General features: G+C 46.3%; 22 protein-coding genes. 9 read left to right on the top strand and 13 right to left on the bottom strand.

Annotated features, from left to right (window positions below; all coding sequences use genetic code 11):
* Positions 1-16: 16 nt before the first annotated feature.
* The 12 genes from rpsQ to rpmE all read right to left on the bottom strand — a co-directional run bounded on the left by rpsQ (position 17) and on the right by rpmE (position 5,637).
* Entirely contained in the window at positions 17-271 is a 255-nt protein-coding gene (gene rpsQ, locus UF05_RS20785; RefSeq protein ID WP_005461671.1) for a 30S ribosomal protein S17, read from the bottom strand.
* Entirely contained in the window at positions 271-462 is a 192-nt protein-coding gene (gene rpmC, locus UF05_RS20780; RefSeq protein WP_005379576.1) for a 50S ribosomal protein L29, read from the bottom strand. Before rpmC ends, rpsQ begins: the two co-directional genes overlap by 1 nt.
* Entirely contained in the window at positions 462-872 is a 411-nt protein-coding gene (gene rplP / locus UF05_RS20775) for a 50S ribosomal protein L16 (RefSeq protein WP_005379577.1), read from the bottom strand. Before rplP ends, rpmC begins: the two co-directional genes overlap by 1 nt.
* 11 nt (positions 873-883) lie before the next feature.
* Positions 884-1,582, bottom strand: a complete 699-nt coding sequence (gene rpsC, locus UF05_RS20770) for a 30S ribosomal protein S3 (protein WP_005383161.1) — start codon at positions 1,580-1,582, stop codon at positions 884-886.
* 18 nt (positions 1,583-1,600) lie between these two features.
* Positions 1,601-1,933 (bottom strand): 50S ribosomal protein L22, encoded by a 333-nt coding sequence (rplV, locus tag UF05_RS20765; RefSeq protein ID WP_005383164.1) that lies wholly within the window; start codon positions 1,931-1,933, stop codon positions 1,601-1,603.
* Between the two features lie 10 nt (positions 1,934-1,943).
* Complete coding sequence (gene rpsS, locus UF05_RS20760; RefSeq protein ID WP_004394525.1) at positions 1,944-2,222, bottom strand: 30S ribosomal protein S19; 279 nt, start codon at positions 2,220-2,222, stop codon at positions 1,944-1,946.
* Positions 2,223-2,243: 21 nt separating this feature from the next.
* Complete coding sequence (gene rplB, locus UF05_RS20755; RefSeq protein ID WP_005489461.1) at positions 2,244-3,068, bottom strand: 50S ribosomal protein L2; 825 nt, start codon at positions 3,066-3,068, stop codon at positions 2,244-2,246.
* Positions 3,069-3,083: 15 nt separating this feature from the next.
* Positions 3,084-3,386, bottom strand: a complete 303-nt coding sequence (rplW, locus tag UF05_RS20750; RefSeq protein ID WP_004398471.1) for a 50S ribosomal protein L23 — start codon at positions 3,384-3,386, stop codon at positions 3,084-3,086.
* Entirely contained in the window at positions 3,383-3,985 is a 603-nt protein-coding gene (gene rplD / locus UF05_RS20745; RefSeq protein WP_005379556.1) for a 50S ribosomal protein L4, read from the bottom strand. The genes rplW and rplD overlap by 4 nt, the downstream gene beginning before the upstream one ends.
* A gap of 17 nt (positions 3,986-4,002) precedes the next feature.
* Positions 4,003-4,632 carry a 50S ribosomal protein L3 gene (gene rplC / locus UF05_RS20740; RefSeq protein WP_005456132.1) on the bottom strand — a complete coding sequence of 210 codons (630 nt, stop codon included), beginning with the start codon at positions 4,630-4,632 and terminating at the stop codon, positions 4,003-4,005.
* Between the two features lie 14 nt (positions 4,633-4,646).
* Positions 4,647-4,958 carry a 30S ribosomal protein S10 gene (rpsJ, locus tag UF05_RS20735; protein ID WP_004410492.1) on the bottom strand — a complete coding sequence of 104 codons (312 nt, stop codon included), beginning with the start codon at positions 4,956-4,958 and terminating at the stop codon, positions 4,647-4,649.
* 457 nt (positions 4,959-5,415) lie between these two features.
* A complete protein-coding gene (gene rpmE, locus UF05_RS20730) occupies positions 5,416-5,637 on the bottom strand; it encodes a 50S ribosomal protein L31 (RefSeq protein ID WP_005457203.1) in 222 nt (73 codons plus the stop codon).
* A gap of 294 nt (positions 5,638-5,931) precedes the next feature.
* Between rpmE and priA the strand changes: the two genes are divergently transcribed.
* From priA to rraA, 7 genes are all read left to right on the top strand, one after another.
* Positions 5,932-8,136 carry a primosomal protein N' gene (gene priA / locus UF05_RS20725; protein WP_025509504.1) on the top strand — a complete coding sequence of 735 codons (2,205 nt, stop codon included), beginning with the start codon at positions 5,932-5,934 and terminating at the stop codon, positions 8,134-8,136.
* 293 nt (positions 8,137-8,429) lie between these two features.
* Complete coding sequence (cytR, locus tag UF05_RS20720; protein ID WP_254894148.1) at positions 8,430-9,476, top strand: DNA-binding transcriptional regulator CytR; 1,047 nt, start codon at positions 8,430-8,432, stop codon at positions 9,474-9,476.
* A 175-nt stretch (positions 9,477-9,651) separates the two neighbouring features.
* Positions 9,652-10,197 carry a cell division protein FtsN gene (ftsN, locus tag UF05_RS20715; RefSeq protein WP_045544829.1) on the top strand — a complete coding sequence of 182 codons (546 nt, stop codon included), beginning with the start codon at positions 9,652-9,654 and terminating at the stop codon, positions 10,195-10,197.
* A 163-nt stretch (positions 10,198-10,360) separates the two neighbouring features.
* Positions 10,361-10,912, top strand: a complete 552-nt coding sequence (gene hslV / locus UF05_RS20710; RefSeq protein WP_025789387.1) for an ATP-dependent protease subunit HslV — start codon at positions 10,361-10,363, stop codon at positions 10,910-10,912.
* Between the two features lie 23 nt (positions 10,913-10,935).
* On the top strand, positions 10,936-12,267 hold the full coding sequence (hslU, locus tag UF05_RS20705) for an HslU--HslV peptidase ATPase subunit (protein ID WP_005489452.1): 1,332 nt from the start codon (positions 10,936-10,938) through the stop codon (positions 12,265-12,267).
* Between the two features lie 184 nt (positions 12,268-12,451).
* Entirely contained in the window at positions 12,452-13,369 is a 918-nt protein-coding gene (locus UF05_RS20700) for a 1,4-dihydroxy-2-naphthoate polyprenyltransferase (RefSeq protein WP_005457195.1), read from the top strand.
* 76 nt (positions 13,370-13,445) lie between these two features.
* On the top strand, positions 13,446-13,958 hold the full coding sequence (gene rraA / locus UF05_RS20695) for a ribonuclease E activity regulator RraA (protein ID WP_005457192.1): 513 nt from the start codon (positions 13,446-13,448) through the stop codon (positions 13,956-13,958).
* A 104-nt stretch (positions 13,959-14,062) separates the two neighbouring features.
* On the opposite strand, the gene zapB is transcribed toward rraA, so the two are convergent.
* Positions 14,063-14,305: a cell division protein ZapB gene (gene zapB, locus UF05_RS20690; RefSeq protein WP_005481417.1), complete on the bottom strand. Its 243-nt coding sequence runs from the start codon at positions 14,303-14,305 to the stop codon at positions 14,063-14,065.
* 347 nt (positions 14,306-14,652) lie between these two features.
* Between zapB and glpX the strand changes: the two genes are divergently transcribed.
* Together glpX and UF05_RS20680 are read left to right on the top strand one after the other, a co-directional pair.
* On the top strand, positions 14,653-15,660 hold the full coding sequence (gene glpX / locus UF05_RS20685; RefSeq protein WP_045544828.1) for a class II fructose-bisphosphatase: 1,008 nt from the start codon (positions 14,653-14,655) through the stop codon (positions 15,658-15,660).
* 145 nt (positions 15,661-15,805) lie between these two features.
* Entirely contained in the window at positions 15,806-16,420 is a 615-nt protein-coding gene (locus UF05_RS20680; protein ID WP_045544827.1) for a helix-turn-helix transcriptional regulator, read from the top strand.
* Positions 16,421-16,505: the final 85 nt, after the last annotated feature.

Below are 16,505 nucleotides of genomic sequence, written 5' to 3'. Positions count from 1 at the left end.
CATAGAAGAGTGAAGATTACATCTTCGCCTTTTCTACAACTTTCACCAAAGTCCAAGACTTAGTCTTAGACAGTGGACGACACTCTGCGATTTCAACAGTGTCGCCAATGCCACACTCGTTGTTTTCGTCATGTGCGTGTACTTTAGTCGTACGTTTAACGAACTTACCGTAAATTGGGTGTTTTACGAAACGTTCGATTGCAACAGTGATAGACTTGTCCATCTTGTCGCTAACAACACGACCTTGTTGAGTACGTTTTACTTCGCTCATTATGCGCCTGCCTTCTCAGTCAAAACAGTTTTCACACGTGCGATATCACGGCGTACAGCTTTCAGAGTATGAGTTTGCTGTAGTTGACCAGTTGCAGCTTGCATGCGCAAGTTGAACTGTTCACGTAGCAAATTCATTAGCTCAGCGTTAAGCTCTTCAACGCTTTTCTCGCGTAGATCTTGTGCTTTCATCACATCACCTGCTTAGTTACAAATGTAGTTTTGAAAGGCAGTTTACGTGCCGCTAGACGGAACGCTTCACGTGCCAATTCTTCAGGTACACCACCCATTTCGTACATAACCTTACCAGGTTGGATTTGGGCTACCCAGTACTCAACGTTACCTTTACCCTTACCTTGACGAACTTCTAGTGGTTTTTCTGTGATTGGTTTGTCTGGGAACACACGGATCCAGATTTTACCTTGACGCTTAACGTGACGTGTCATTGCACGACGTGCCGCTTCGATTTGACGAGCAGTTAGACGACCACGGCCAACAGCTTTAAGACCGAATTCGCCGAAGCTTACATCAGTACCTTTAGCTAGACCACGGTTACGACCAGTCTGAACCTTACGGAACTTAGTACGTTTAGGTTGTAGCATCTGTCGACTCCTTACTTACGGCCTTTACGCTGCTTCTTAGGCTTGTCGCCTTTAGGCTCTACAGCGTTAGCTGCTGGCATACCACCTAGGATTTCACCTTTGAAGATCCAAGTTTTAATGCCGATCACACCGTATTGAGTGTGAGCCGAAGAAGTTGCGTAATCAATGTCAGCACGTAGAGTGTGTAGAGGCACACGGCCTTCACGGTACCACTCTGAACGTGCGATTTCAGCGCCGCCTAGACGACCGCTTACTTCCACTTTGATACCTTTAGCGCCTAGACGCATAGCGTTTTGTACTGCGCGCTTCATAGCACGACGGAACATAACACGACGCTCTAGCTGAGACGCGATGCTGTCACCAACAAGTTGCGCATCTAGTTCAGGCTTACGTACTTCAGCGATGTTAATTTGCGCTGGTACACCTGCAATTTTAGCTACAGCTGCGCGTAGCTTCTCAACGTCTTCACCTTTCTTACCGATAACAACGCCTGGACGAGCAGTGTGAATAGTCACACGGATGCTCTTAGCAGGACGCTCGATAACGATGCGTGATAGAGACGCTTTTTTCAGTTCACTTGTAAGGAACTGACGTACCTTGAAGTCGCCGTCTAGGTTGTCAGCGAAATCTTTGGTGTTAGCAAACCATGTAGCATTCCAAGGCTTAACGATGCCTAGACGAATACCATTTGGATGTACTTTTTGACCCATTGCTTACTCTCCTAGTCTCTAGCGATCTGCTACAACAACAGTGATGTGGCTTGAACGCTTCAAGATACGATCCGCACGACCTTTAGCACGAGGCATAATACGCTTCATGGTTGGGCCTTCATCTACAAAGATTTTTGCGACATTCAGATCGTCAATATCTGCACCTTCGTTGTGCTCCGCGTTAGCGATAGCAGACTCTAGAACTTTCTTAACTAGTGCAGCAGCTTTTTTGTTGCTGAACGTTAGGATTTCTAGAGCTTGGTCAACAGATTTACCACGGATTAGATCCGCAACTAAGCGAGCTTTCTGAGGCGAAATGCGAGCAAAGTTATGTTTAGCAATTGCTTCCATTATCTACTCCTTAGCGCTTCTTAGCTTTCTTATCCGCAGCGTGACCGCGGTAAGTACGTGTTGGTGCGAATTCACCCAGTTTGTGACCGATCATTTCATCAGTTACAAATACTGGTACGTGCTGACGACCATTATGGACAGCGATGGTCAAACCGATCATCGTAGGGATGATCATTGAACGACGGGACCAAGTCTTAATAGGCTTTTTGTCTCCGCTTTCCACCGCTTTCTCTACCTTCTTCAGCAAGTGTAGGTCAATAAAAGGACCTTTCTTGAGAGAACGTGGCATGGCGATTCCTCTTTATATAGATTACTTGTTACGACGACGTACGATGTACTTGTCAGTGCGTTTGTTCTTACGAGTCTTGAAGCCTTTAGTTGGCATACCCCAAGGAGATACTGGATGACGGCCACCAGAAGTACGACCTTCACCACCACCGTGTGGGTGATCAACCGGGTTCATTACTACACCACGTACGGTTGGACGTACGCCGCGCCAGCGTGAAGCACCAGCTTTACCAAGTTCGCGTAGCATGTGCTCAGAGTTACCAACTTCACCGATTGTTGCACGGCCTTCAGAAAGAACTTTGCGCATTTCGCCAGAACGTAGACGGATAGTTACGTACGCACCGTCGCGAGCAACGATTTGAGCGTAAGCACCAGCCGAACGAGCTAGCTGACCACCTTTACCAGGTTTAAGTTCAACATTGTGTACAGTTGAACCTACTGGGATGTTACGCATTGGTAGAGTGTTACCAGCTTTGATTGGTGCATCAACACCAGACTGAATAACATCACCAGCTACAACACCTTTAGGTGCTAGGATGTAGCGACGCTCACCGTCTTTGTAAAGAACTAGAGCAATGTTTGCGCTACGGTTTGGATCGTATTCTAGACGCTCAACTGTCGCTGGGATACCGTCTTTAGTACGTTTGAAGTCAATTACACGGTAGTGATGCTTGTGACCACCGCCGATGTGACGTACTGTGATACGACCGTTGTTGTTACGACCGCCATTCTTAGAGTTTTTCTCTAGAAGAGGTGCGTATGGCTTGCCCTTGTGTAGGTCAGCGTTAACAACTTTAACAACGTGACGACGACCAGGGGAAGTCGGCTTACATTTAACAATAGCCATTTTTAACTACTCCTGTTATTCCGCGCCGCCAACAAAGTCAAGATCTTGACCTTCTTTCAAAGTAACGTACGCTTTCTTAACGTCGCTGCGGCGACCTTGGCGTAGACCTTGACGTTTGGTCTTACCCTTAGTGATAAGAGTATTTACAGACTTAACTTCAACTTCAAATAGCTTTTCTACAGCTGCTTTGATCTCTTTTTTAGTTGCATCTTTAGCTACTTTGAAAACGATAGTGTTCGCTTTCTCAGCTGCCATAGTTGCTTTTTCAGAGATGTGCGGTGCACGTAGAACTTTTAGGATACGCTCTTCAGTGATCATGCTAGCATTTCCTCTACTTGCTTAACTGCTTCTGCAGTCATTACAACTTTGTCAAACGCGATTAGAGATACTGGATCGATACCAGCAACATCACGTGCGTCAACTTTGTATAGGTTACGAGCAGCTAGGAATAGATTCTCATCTACTTCGCTAGTCACGATTAGAGCGTCAGTTAGCTCAAGCTCTTTCAGCTTAGCAACTAGCTCTTTAGTCTTTGGTGCTTCAACTGAGAAGTTATCAACAACGATTAGACGCTCTTGACGAACAAGCTCAGAAAGAATGCTCTTCATAGCACCGCGGTACATTTTTTTGTTTACTTTTTGGCTGTGATCTTGTGGTTTCGCAGCAAAAGTAACACCACCTGTACGCCAGATTGGGCTACGAATTGTACCAGCGCGAGCGCGACCAGTACCTTTTTGACGCCATGGCTTAGCGCCACCGCCAGATACTTCTGAACGTGTTTTTTGAGCACGTGTACCTTGACGAGCACCTGCTGCGTACGCAACAACTACTTGGTGTACAAGAGCTTCGTTAAACTCACGTCCGAAAGTAGTTTCGGAAACAGTTAGTGCATCAGCACCTTTAACCATTAGTTCCATTACTTACTCCTGAGACGTTATGCTTTAACAGCTGGTTTAACGATCACGTTGCCGCCAGTTGCGCCTGGGACTGCACCTTTAATAAGAAGCAGGTTGCGCTCAGCGTCAACACGTACGATCTCTAGGTTTTGAGTCGTTACACGCTCAGCACCCATGTGACCTGCCATTTTCTTGCCTTTAAATACGCGACCTGGAGTCTGACATTGACCGATAGAACCAGGAGCACGGTGAGACAATGAGTTACCGTGAGTCATATCTTGAGTACGGAAGTTCCAACGCTTAACAGCGCCTTGGAAACCTTTACCCTTAGATGTACCAGTAACGTCTACTTTCTTAGTTTCGTTGAATAGTTCAACAGTTAGTTCAGCACCAACTTCGAACTCTTCGCCGTTTTCTAAACGGAATTCCCAAAGACCGCGACCAGCTTCAACGCCAGCTTTAGCAAAGTGACCTGCTTCAGCTTTGTTTACGCGGTTAGCTTTCTTAGAACCAGCTGTAACCTGAATTGCAGCGTAGCCATCAGTTTCAAGAGTTTTCACTTGAGAAACACGGTTAGCTTCAACTTCAACAACAGTTACTGGGATAGAAACGCCTTCTTCAGTAAATACGCGGGTCATGCCCACTTTACGACCGATTAGACCAATCATACTTCTAATCTCCCTTAACCTAGGCTAATTTGAACGTCAACGCCCGCAGCAAGGTCTAGACGCATTAGAGCATCAACAGTTTTGTCTGTTGGCTCAACGATGTCGATTAGACGCTTGTGAGTACGGATTTCGTACTGGTCACGTGCTTTCTTGTTAACGTGTGGAGAGATAAGAACTGTGAAACGCTCTTTACGAGTTGGTAGTGGGATTGGACCACGAACCTGTGCGCCAGTGCGCTTAGCTGTTTCAACGATTTCCGCTGTAGAAGCATCGATTAGTTTGTAATCGAAAGCTTTTAGGCGGATACGGATACGTTGGTTCTGCATGAGACAGAGCTCCAATTTTAAAAATTACACAAACAATATCGCCACTCAAACTCGTCAAGACGAGAGAATGCCGATTGATTTATGTGAAACCGTAGCATCCAAGATTAGGACGCATTGTCAGTTAATTTTCGATTAACAATCCCTACGTGCCAAAGTCACCTTTGGGGATAGTTTTTCCGAAGAAAAGATAGCTAATTGTATTAACCGCGAACATAAGCTGAGTCTACATTACCTAACCGTCCTAAAAGGAAGTTAGCTCCTCACTGCTCATTGGTTCACAACTGGCTTAACCAGTGCGACGCATTATACAGATCACACTTTAGGTTGCAAGGGCTGAATGAAAAATAATCGAAACTATTTTTAACTTGCTGTTTTATGGTCACCTGCAAAATGGGTCATAAACAAAAAGGACGCCGAAGCGTCCTTTTCTAAACTGTAATCGTAATAGCAGTTGCTATTATTTCTTACCGCTTGATAGTGCACCGAAACGCTTGTTGAAGCGATCAACACGGCCGCCTGTATCAACGATACGTTGCTTACCAGTGTAGAATGGGTGACACTTGTCACATACGTCTAGGTGGATAGACTCTTTACCTAGAGTAGAGTTGAACTCGAAAGAGTTGCCGCAAGAACAAGTAGCGTTTACTGCTTTGTATTCTGGGTGGATACCAGCTTTCATGGGATAACCTCAATAGTAGGCCGTGTCGCTATACGAATCTAAGCCGCACACCACACGCAATTAATAATAAAATGGGATACCGCACCAACCAATTGCTGAAGCCATATCTCAAGGCGCGATATAGTAATGAATCCCCTAGATAGGATCAATACGTATGGCAATTTTTTCGCCACTTTTTTCACCAATCCGGTGATATTAGTATATTTCCGAACACACTCCGTAGGTTGACTCGTATTCCTGGGACGATTTTAATAAACTCTACAGTCCTTTCTTCTTTTATATAGCTACGAATCTATGCGTCCATCCATTGCTAGAGTGGCACTGCCCGTACCTCTCGACAAACAATTTGACTATGCCATCCCAGGACACCTGTTTCCTATCATTGGCGGGCGCGTATCCGTACCTTTTGGACGTCAAACGTTAGTTGGCATCGTCACCGCGATGGTTAATCACTCGGACTTTCCCAAAGATCAACTCAAGCCAATCAAAGCAGTTCTTGATTCTCAGCCGGTATGGCCTGAAAAGCTTTATTCGTTGCTGATTTGGTGCAGTCAGTTCTACCAATACCCACTTGGAGATACGCTACACAATGCGATGCCAGCAGCTCTGCGTAAAGGAAAGCCTGCAGATTTTGCGACGCTACAAGAGTGGCAAATTACCGAATCCGGTAAAGACAAGCTGATGCAAGGGCTTGATCGTCGAGCGATCAAACAACAGAAGGTCTTGCAAATGTTGGTTAACGGCGCTTTGCCTCACCAGGAATTTGTCGACCAAGAGATAGCCTCAACTGTACTAAAGTCTTTAGAAGATAAAGGCTGGATTGAACGTATCGAGAAGAAGCCTGCAATCACCCAGTGGGGACAGCACGTTGAATGCGACGTCGAGAAGCCCAAGCTCAACCACGAACAAGCGCTGGCTATTGCGAGTGTAAATAGCCAAACAGGTTTTGCCTGCTATTTATTAGAAGGCGTCACGGGCTCAGGTAAGACAGAAGTGTACCTTAACCTGATCAAGCCGGTCTTAGAGAAAGGTAAACAAGCTTTGGTTTTAGTACCAGAGATTGGCTTAACACCACAAACCATCAACCGCTTTAAACGCCGTTTTAATGTGCCAGTTGACGTTATCCACTCCGGATTAAACGAGACGGAGCGTCTGAATGCGTGGCTTTCTGCACGCGACAAAGCGGCCGGAATCATTATCGGCACACGCTCTGCCCTACTCGCGCCTTTTGCTGATCTCGGGATTATCATTGTGGACGAGGAACATGACACCTCTTACAAACAGCAAGATAGCTTGCGTTATCATGCACGCGATGTTGCTGTAATGCGCGCCCATAAAGAACAAGTTCCGATTGTTCTGGGCTCAGCTACACCTGCACTGGAGACATTGCACAATGCCTTATCAGGCAAGTATCACCATTTAACCCTGACCCAACGCGCAGGCTCTGCGGTTCCTACTACTAATAAAGTGCTCGACGTTAAAGGTCAGTATTTAGAAAGTGGTTTATCTGCCCCATTGATTGCGGAAATGCGCAAACACCTTAAAGCAGGCAATCAGGTGATGCTGTTTCTTAACCGTCGTGGTTTCTCCCCTGCTCTCATGTGCCATGAATGTGGTTGGATTGCCGAATGCAAACGTTGTGATGCTTATTACACCTTCCACCAATACAGCAATGAGATTCGCTGCCACCATTGTGGTTCACAGCAACCAGTGATTCATCAGTGTCAGGGCTGTGGTTCAACTCAACTGGTTACCGTTGGTGTCGGTACCGAACAGTTAGAACAACAATTGGCACAACTGTTCCCCGAATACAAAGCCATCCGTATCGACAGGGATAGCACGCGCCGAAAAGGCAGCTTAGAAGACGCGTTGGAATCCATCCGTAAGGGTGAATATCAAATTTTGATTGGCACTCAAATGTTGGCTAAGGGACACCATTTCCCCAATGTAACGCTCGTCGCCTTGCTAGATGTTGATGGCTCTCTATATAGTAGCGACTTTCGCGCCTCCGAAAGATTAGCGCAGCTATTCATTCAGGTCGCAGGGCGAGCCGGACGTGCAAGTAAGCCGGGGGAAGTGGTTTTGCAGACTCACCATCCTGAGCACAGTTTGTTGCAAGCCTTATTGGAAAAGGACTACCGACACTTCGCTATGACGGCATTAGAGGAACGTAAACTGGCGCAGTTGCCACCGTACAGTTTCCTTACTCTATTTAAAGCCGAAGCGAATCAGAGCGAGATCGTAGAAGATTTTCTGCGTCAAGTTCGCTTTACCTTAGAATCGCACCCTTTATTTGACGACACCTGCATGGTGCTTGGTCCAACACCATCGCCTCTCGCCAAACGCGCAGGCAAATACCGTTGGCAGCTGTTACTCCAAACCCAGCACCGTTCATTAATGCAAAAGTTATTAACCAGTGCCAAACCTGCTATTGAGTTGTTGCCTAATTCCAAAAAAGTTCGCTGGAATTTAGACATAGAACCACAAGATCTCAGCTAGCAAACGTTTAACTATGTAATGAATTACCTTTTAATGTGATGAAACTCACATCGAGATTGCAATTTTTGTTAAACAGACCGTAACTTTCCCGATAGAAATGAATAGACTATCCAAATTAGCAAAGTCTAAAGTGGGTTTACCCCATAGGCTTAGATTAAAACAATGACTATTCCCAAAATTTGAAGCAGTAGCCAAGCGATGCTTTATCGCCTACTCCCTAAAAATAACCACTAACAACGTGATTAGATAGGCACTGATTACCAGTGATAAAAACCTACGACTTCTGACAGGGAATAACGTCATCTTGGCAAAAATTTGAGAGGTTAAACACTATGGCGACAATGAAGGATGTTGCCCAGCTTGCGGGAGTGTCGACAGCTACGGTATCTCGAGCATTAATGAATCCAGAAAAAGTCTCTTCTTCAACAAGAAAAAGAGTCGAAGATGCCGTGCTTGAAGCGGGCTATTCTCCAAATTCATTAGCGCGTAATCTACGTAGAAACGAATCAAAAACGATTGTTACCATCGTTCCTGACATCTGTGATCCTTACTTTTCTGAAATCATTCGTGGTATCGAAGACGCAGCTATGGAACATGGCTACCTCGTACTGCTCGGTGACAGCGGCCAGCAGAAAAAGCGTGAAAGCTCATTTGTGAATCTAGTGTTCACCAAACAAGCCGATGGCATGTTACTGCTTGGCACCGACCTGCCATTTGATGTCAGCAAGCCAGAACAGAAAAACCTGCCACCAATGGTCATGGCTTGTGAGTTTGCGCCAGAGCTAGAATTACCAACCGTGCACATTGACAACCTAACGTCTGCTTTTGAAGCGGTCAATTACCTAACTCAACTTGGCCATAAACGCATAGCACAAATTTCAGGGCCAGACACAGCGGTATTGTGCCAGTTCCGCCAGCAAGGTTATCAACAAGCCTTGCGTCGCGCGGGGATCAGTAAAGACCCACAATACAGCGTTATCACTGAGTTTTCTTTTGACGGCGGCGCGAAAGCTGTACGTAAGTTGCTAGAACTTCCAGAGCCACCAACTGCGATTTTCTGCCACTGCGACACCATGGCAATCGGCGCAATCCAAGAAGCGAAACGACTCGGTCTGCGCGTTCCGCAAGATCTGTCAGTGGTTGGTTTCGATGATATCAACTTTGCTCAATACTGCGATCCACCGTTAACGACCATTTCTCAACCTCGTTATGAAATTGGCCGCCAAGCGATGCTTATGATGCTTGAACTACTTAAAGGTCATGACGTTCATTCAGGTTCACGCTTACTAGAAACTAAGCTTGTTGTCCGTGGTAGCGCAGCGCCACCGCAACGCGCCTAAGCGCTCGGTAGTCCAACGCGACTATCATGTAAACTAACGATAAGCGGTGCCCATTGGCGCCGCTTTTTGTATTCTCTATCTGATACGTAGCTATCAAGATTACATCAATAGGGTGTTTTCTCGACCCGTTCTGGATTACCATATTTGGAAGAATCCTTGATGACCAGAAGTAACCGTGGCAAACAGAGATTATGTGAGACGGGGGCGAGGCGCTCCAAAAAAGTCGACAAAAAAACAACCTCCCAAAAGAAAACCTTGGCGTAGTGGTCTACTTGCAATCTTGCTTGTGGGCGGTTTTGGCTATGGTCTGTATTTATTAAGTAACGATCCAGAACCGAAACCACCCGTGGTTCAACAACCTACCACGACCGTCAGTAAGCCAAAGCCGAAAAAGGATTTGCCACCACCACCTGAAGAGAAGTGGGAATACGTCGAATCTTTACCCAAGCGAGAAGTGGAAGTCGTCGCTAAAGAAATCGAAGTATCTAAAATCCCATACGTAATGCAGTGTGGCGCTTACAAAACCCAAGCGCAGGCCGAAGAACGAAAACTGACTATTGCTTTCCAAGGTCTTTCGAGCAAAATTCGTAAGAAAGAAGGCAGTTCTTGGTACCGTGTTGTACTTGGCCCGTACAAGTTCAAACGCGATGCAGAAAAAGATCGCCACAAATTGCAACGCGCGAAAATCGAACCGTGCGCAATTTGGAAAGAAAACTTCTAATCTCCAAAGACCAACCGCATTCGCTGTTGGTCTTTTTTATTCCTCGCGTGTTATTGGCATCATCAGCGTTAGCAAATGTGAAAAACGCCCTCCCCTTGAATCCCAAGTTCCTCTCCCCCATATACTGAATTAAATCCAAAGAGAAATAATTAAGAGGTCGACTGTGACTACCATTGTATCTGTACGTCGAAATAACAAAGTCGTCATCGCGGGTGATGGCCAAGTATCTCTAGGCAATACCGTCATGAAAGGTAACGCGCGCAAAGTTCGCCGCCTATACAACAATAAAGTGCTTGCTGGTTTTGCTGGCGGTACAGCGGACGCCTTCACCCTATTTGAGCGCTTTGAAAGCAAACTACAAATGCACCAGGGCCATCTGACGAAAGCAGCCGTAGAACTGGCAAAAGACTGGCGCAGCGACCGAGCTCTTCGCAAATTAGAAGCGTTGCTTGCTGTTGCAGACGAAACAGCATCACTCATCATCACTGGTAACGGCGATGTCGTTCAGCCAGAAAATGATTTGATTGCGATTGGTTCTGGTGGTGCATACGCACAAGCAGCCGCAACTGCCCTTTTAGAAAATACTGACTTAGATGCACGTGAAATCGCGGAAAAGGCACTGAACATCGCTGGTGATATCTGTGTATTCACCAACCATCACCACACCGTAGAAGAGCTAAACTCAACTGCAGAGCCTGAAACCCCAGCCGCGTAATCGTAACGAAGTAAGGAAAGAATATGTCTGAAATGACCCCTCGCGAAATCGTTCATGAACTGAACCGTCACATCATTGGTCAAGACAAAGCAAAACGTTCGGTTGCGATTGCCCTTCGTAACCGCTGGCGTCGCATGCAGCTAGAAGAAAGCTTGCGCGTCGAAGTCACACCGAAGAACATTCTGATGATTGGTCCAACTGGTGTTGGTAAGACAGAGATCGCTCGTCGTCTAGCTAAACTAGCCAATGCGCCATTCATCAAAGTTGAAGCAACAAAGTTCACCGAAGTGGGCTATGTTGGTAAAGAAGTCGAAACCATCATTCGTGACCTGACTGATGTCGCTGTGAAGATGACCCACCAACAAGCGATGGAAAAAGTAAAATTCCGCGCGGAAGAGCAAGCTGAAGAGCGCATTCTCGATGCACTACTGCCACCAGCACGCGATAGCTGGGGTCAAGTCGAGCAGAAAGAAGACACCTCAAACACTCGCCAAATCTTCCGTAAAAAACTGCGTGAAGGTCAGCTAGACGACAAAGAAATCGAAATCGATGTAGCAGCGCCTCAAATGGGTGTGGAGATCATGGCACCTCCTGGTATGGAAGAAATGACCAACCAGCTACAAGGTATGTTCCAAAACCTTGCCGGCGACACCAAGAAAAAGCGTAAGCTGAAAATCAAAGACGCGATGAAAGCGCTAGCAGAAGAGGAAGCTGCAAAACTTGTAAACCAAGAAGAGCTAAAAGAAGCCGCGATTTTCAACGTAGAAAACAACGGTATTGTTTTCATTGATGAAATCGACAAGATTTGTAAACGCGGCGAAAGCTCTGGCCCGGACGTGTCTCGTGAAGGTGTGCAACGTGACTTACTTCCTCTGATTGAAGGCAGTACCGTTTCAACCAAACACGGCATGGTAAAAACAGACCACATTCTGTTTGTTGCATCCGGTGCATTCCAAGTTGCCAAGCCATCTGATCTCATTCCAGAACTGCAAGGCCGTCTGCCAATCCGCGTGGAATTGGAAGCTCTGAGCAGCCACGACTTTAAACGTATTTTGACTGAGCCTAAAGCGTCGCTGACTGAACAATACATTGCGCTGATGAAGACAGAAAACGTCGATATCGAATTTACCGAAGACGGTATCACGCAAATCGCAGAAGCGGCATGGACGGTAAACGAAACCACAGAAAACATTGGTGCTCGTCGTCTACATACCGTGATGGAACGTCTGATGGACGAAATCTCTTACGATGCAGCAGAGCAATCTGGTGCTAAGTTTGTGATTGATGCAGCTTACGTTAAAGAACGTTTAGGCGATACGATCGAAAACGAAGACCTAAGTCGCTTTATTCTGTAAACTCAGATTTCACCTTGATTTTAAAGGCTATCTCGAAAGAGGTAGCCTTTTTGTTTTTCGGGCATTTGCGTAAAGATTATTCTCAGATACGTACCAACAGTCATGCCTGCCTTGTTTTAGGTCAATAGCGTATCTGCTGCTTTGTGCTTATACTGGGCACATTGGTTACTAGCACGAAATTTCCATGAAACAATCTTTGCAGATCTGGCTTGAAGCCGCTCGCCCTAAAACATTGCCTCTCGCTCTGGTGTCTATTCTAACTGGTAGCGTACTTGCATACTCAGCCGGTCATTTCTCTTTGACCATCGCAATTATGGCCTTTGCTACGGCAACCTTATTGCAAATTCTATCGAACTTAGCCAACGACTATGGCGATGCAGTAAAAGGCACCGACAATGAAAACCGTTTAGGTCCACAGCGTGCAATGCAGACCGGCGCCGTTAGTGCCAAACAGATGAAACAGGCGATCATTTTTAATATCGTGCTTACCGCCATCTCAGGCTTGGTTTTGGTGTTTTACGCGCTGAGCTCGCCAGAAAGCATCATCACCTTCATCGGTTTGGGTATTCTTGCCATTATCGCGGCGATTGCTTACACGATGGGCAGTAAGCCCTACGGTTATGTCGGCTTAGGCGATATTTCCGTATTCCTGTTCTTTGGTCTGCTAGGCGTATCTGGTACATACTTCCTGCATACTGGGCATGTAGACACCACTCTATTCTTACCAGCTCTGGGCTGTGGTTTACTCGCGGTAGCGGTACTGAACATCAACAACATGCGTGATATCGAGAACGATCGCGAATGTGGAAAGCGCACGGTCGCCGTCCGTTTGGGTCAACACAAAGCCAAGCAGTACCACTTTATCTTACTTGGGGGGGCTATTTTAGCGTTTGCGGCTTACTTGTTAATTCAAGACAAACCACTGTGGATTAGCCTACCCTTCTTGTTGAGCGTTTATGTCGTCATTCATCATGGTAAAGCCGTTTGGGATACAGAAAAACCTGCACAAATCGCTCCAATGCTGCCAGTTATCGTAAAATGCTCATTAGTCACTAACGTTTTGTTTGCAACAATTGTGGTAGCTCAAACTCTGGTAAGTTAAAAAAGGATTGTCATTGCATTGACTTAATGCCTAGATATACTCAAAGACAACCAGTTTCTGTTTAGAAAGGTACGCTATGGAATACAATACCTCAGCACTCTGCGATATCTACCTTGATCAGGTTGATGTGGTTGAACCAATGTTCAGTAATTTTGGCGGACGCGCGTCATTTGCCGGGCAAATCACCACCATTAAGTGTTTTGAAGACAACTCACTGATCCGCGAAACCTTAGAGCAAGATGGTCTTGGGCGTGTGTTGTTGATTGACGGTGGCGGTTCCTTACGTAAAGCGCTCATCGATGCAGAAATTGCTGCGATTGCAGAAGAAAACGAGTGGGAAGGCATTGTCGTTTACGGTTGTGTCCGTGAAGTCGATGAACTAGAAGACATGAACCTCGGCATTCAAGCTTTGGCATCAATTCCTGTTGGCGCGGCAAACCAGGGCATTGGTGAGCTAGATGTACCCGTAAATTTCGGCGGCGTTAGCTTCCTTCCAGAAGATTACATCTACGCCGACAACACTGGCATCATCCTATCTCCAGAGCCACTTAATATTGACCTTGAGTTAGATGATACGGTCGAAGAGTAGCTTCCAGTAGCCAGTCACTTTTCGTTGACTAAAGCGCTACTCATACCCAAATACACAAACACCCGCCGAAGCGGGTGTTTTTAATTCTGGATGAAGAAGTGAAATTATTCCACTTCGTCCATTTTGCCAAGTAGTGCACGAATGCGCTCCTGCCACTGTGCGTGCTCTTGCTGAGCTTGCTGAGCTTTTTGCTCTAGATCTTCACGTTGAGAACGAAGCTCGTTTGCTTCTGCTTCTAGTTTTACTTTGTCTTCTTTCAGCTCTTCAACTTCCATCTGAAGAAGAGTGATTGTGTCAACTGCAGTTTGAATTTTAGATTCTAGTTGTTCTAGTACTTCAAAAGACATCTTGGCCTACCTATGTTATTCCGTTGGGACGATGCACGAGATTGGCGTGCAGCTTACCTATATAAGGTCATTCTACTCAGCGTCGCGATGAGAAACACTCACTATATTCGATATTTCGCATCATTCGGTTAAAAAATCGGCGCAATCTCACTAAACGCTGACTTTTCTTATCGGCGAAGCATTTTTGTGCAAGGTGTTTACGCCTCTCCGCGACAAAAAATCACCCAAGTATTGATCAAATTCAACTTAGTTAAAGTAAAAGCTCAGCAAAAAGGCAAACGTTTAAGTGCCGTTGTGATAGAATCGCCGCGCAAATTCCTCTTCCCTATTGCTTACTTGGAGACATCATGAAACGCGATTTAGCAATGGCATTTTCTCGTGTAACTGAAGGTGCAGCACTCGCTGGTTACAAATGGCTTGGCCGTGGTGACAAAAACGCAGCCGATGGCGCTGCTGTTGAAGTTATGCGCACTCTACTGAACAAAACAGACATCAGTGGTGAAATTGTCATTGGTGAAGGTGAAATCGATGATGCACCAATGCTATACATCGGTGAGAAAGTTGGTCTAGGTGGCGATGAAGTGGATATCGCTGTTGACCCTATTGAAGGCACTCGCATGACCGCAATGGGTCAATCAAACGCATTGGCAGTGCTTGCCGCGGGTGAAAAAGGCAGCTTTTTAAAAGCACCTGACATGTACATGGAAAAACTGGTTGTTGGCCCAGGTGCGAAAGGCGTGATCGATCTAGAAAAGCCGTTGCAAGAAAACCTAGAAAACGTTGCTAGCGCGCTGAATAAAACGCTGGACACTCTGGTTGTCATCACTCTAGCAAAACCTCGCCACGATGATGTGATAGCTGAAATGCAAGCGATGGGTGTGCGTGTTTTCGCGGTGCCAGATGGCGACGTTGCTGCTTCCATCCTAACGTGTATGCCAGATAGTGAAGTGGACCTCATGTACTGCATTGGCGGTGCACCAGAGGGGGTGGTATCCGCAGCGGTGATTCGCGCACTTGATGGTGACATGCATGGCCGCCTTCTACCTCGCCACGAAGTGAAAGGCGACACAGAAGAAAACCGTATTTACGGCGCAGCTGAACTACAACGTTGTGAAGAAATGGGCGTAAAAGCCAACGTCGTCCTAAAAATGGAAGACATGGCGCGCAGCGACAACGTCGTCTTCTCAGCAACAGGCATTACAAAAGGTGATTTGCTAGAGGGAATTTCTCGCCAAGGTAATATTGCGACAACAGAGACGCTACTCGTGCGAGGCCGTTGCCGTACCATTCGCCGTATCAAGTCGACCCATTACTTAGAGCGCAAAGATCCAGAAATTCGCGATATCATTCTGTAATTTTTGGGTTCAGCATCGAAAAGGGTTGGCAAAGTGCCGGCCCTTTTTGTTTTTGGCTCACCAAATCCCCACTCAAGTTAAGTCAACACTTTTCTTTACTAAGCCTATCGCGCATAATGTGTACGGAAATACAAATGGTGGGAATATGAAGACCGTAGATAGGATATTGCAAATCGTTAAGCGTGACGGGTCTGTCACTGCAAAACAACTCTCTTCTGAGCTTGGGATGACAACCATGGGTGCTCGCCAGCACCTGCAAGGTTTAGAAGATGATGGAATCCTGTCGATTCACGATGTAAAAGTCAAAGTCGGACGCCCTACTCGCCATTGGTCTTTAACCCAGAAGGGACACGAGCAATTCGCCGATCGTCATGGCGAACTCACCATCCAATTTATCGAAGCCGTGGAACACATCTTCGGTAAAGATGGCCTCGACAAAGTTACCTCCGAGCGCGAAAAACTGACTTTACAAAACTATCGCCAGCACCTCGACCAATGTAAGTCTTTAGAAAGCAAACTGGAAACTTTGGTTTTTCTGCGCGAAAAAGAAGGCTACATGGCAGAGCTTGAACAAGATGAGCACGGGTTTATCTTGATCGAGAATCACTGCCCGATTTGTAAAGCCGCCACGCGTTGCCCTAGTTTATGCAAATCTGAACTGAGTGTGTTCCAGTCCTTACTCGGAGACGACACGACCGTCGAGCGTACCGAGCATATCATTAGCGGTCAACGTCGCTGCGTTTACCGAATCCGCGCTTAGATTTCGGCCCTTTCGCTCTCTCTTATAAATGAGACAGGCCAATGATTCATCCTTTACTCTGATTCCTGTGGTGTACGCTTGTAGT

This window comes from Vibrio sp. S457-15, assembly GCF_000960545.1.
Lineage (GTDB): Bacteria > Pseudomonadota > Gammaproteobacteria > Enterobacterales > Vibrionaceae > Vibrio > Vibrio parahaemolyticus.
The sequence above is the reverse complement of the archived record's forward strand: the minus strand, read 5'-3'. Positions and strand labels throughout refer to the sequence as shown.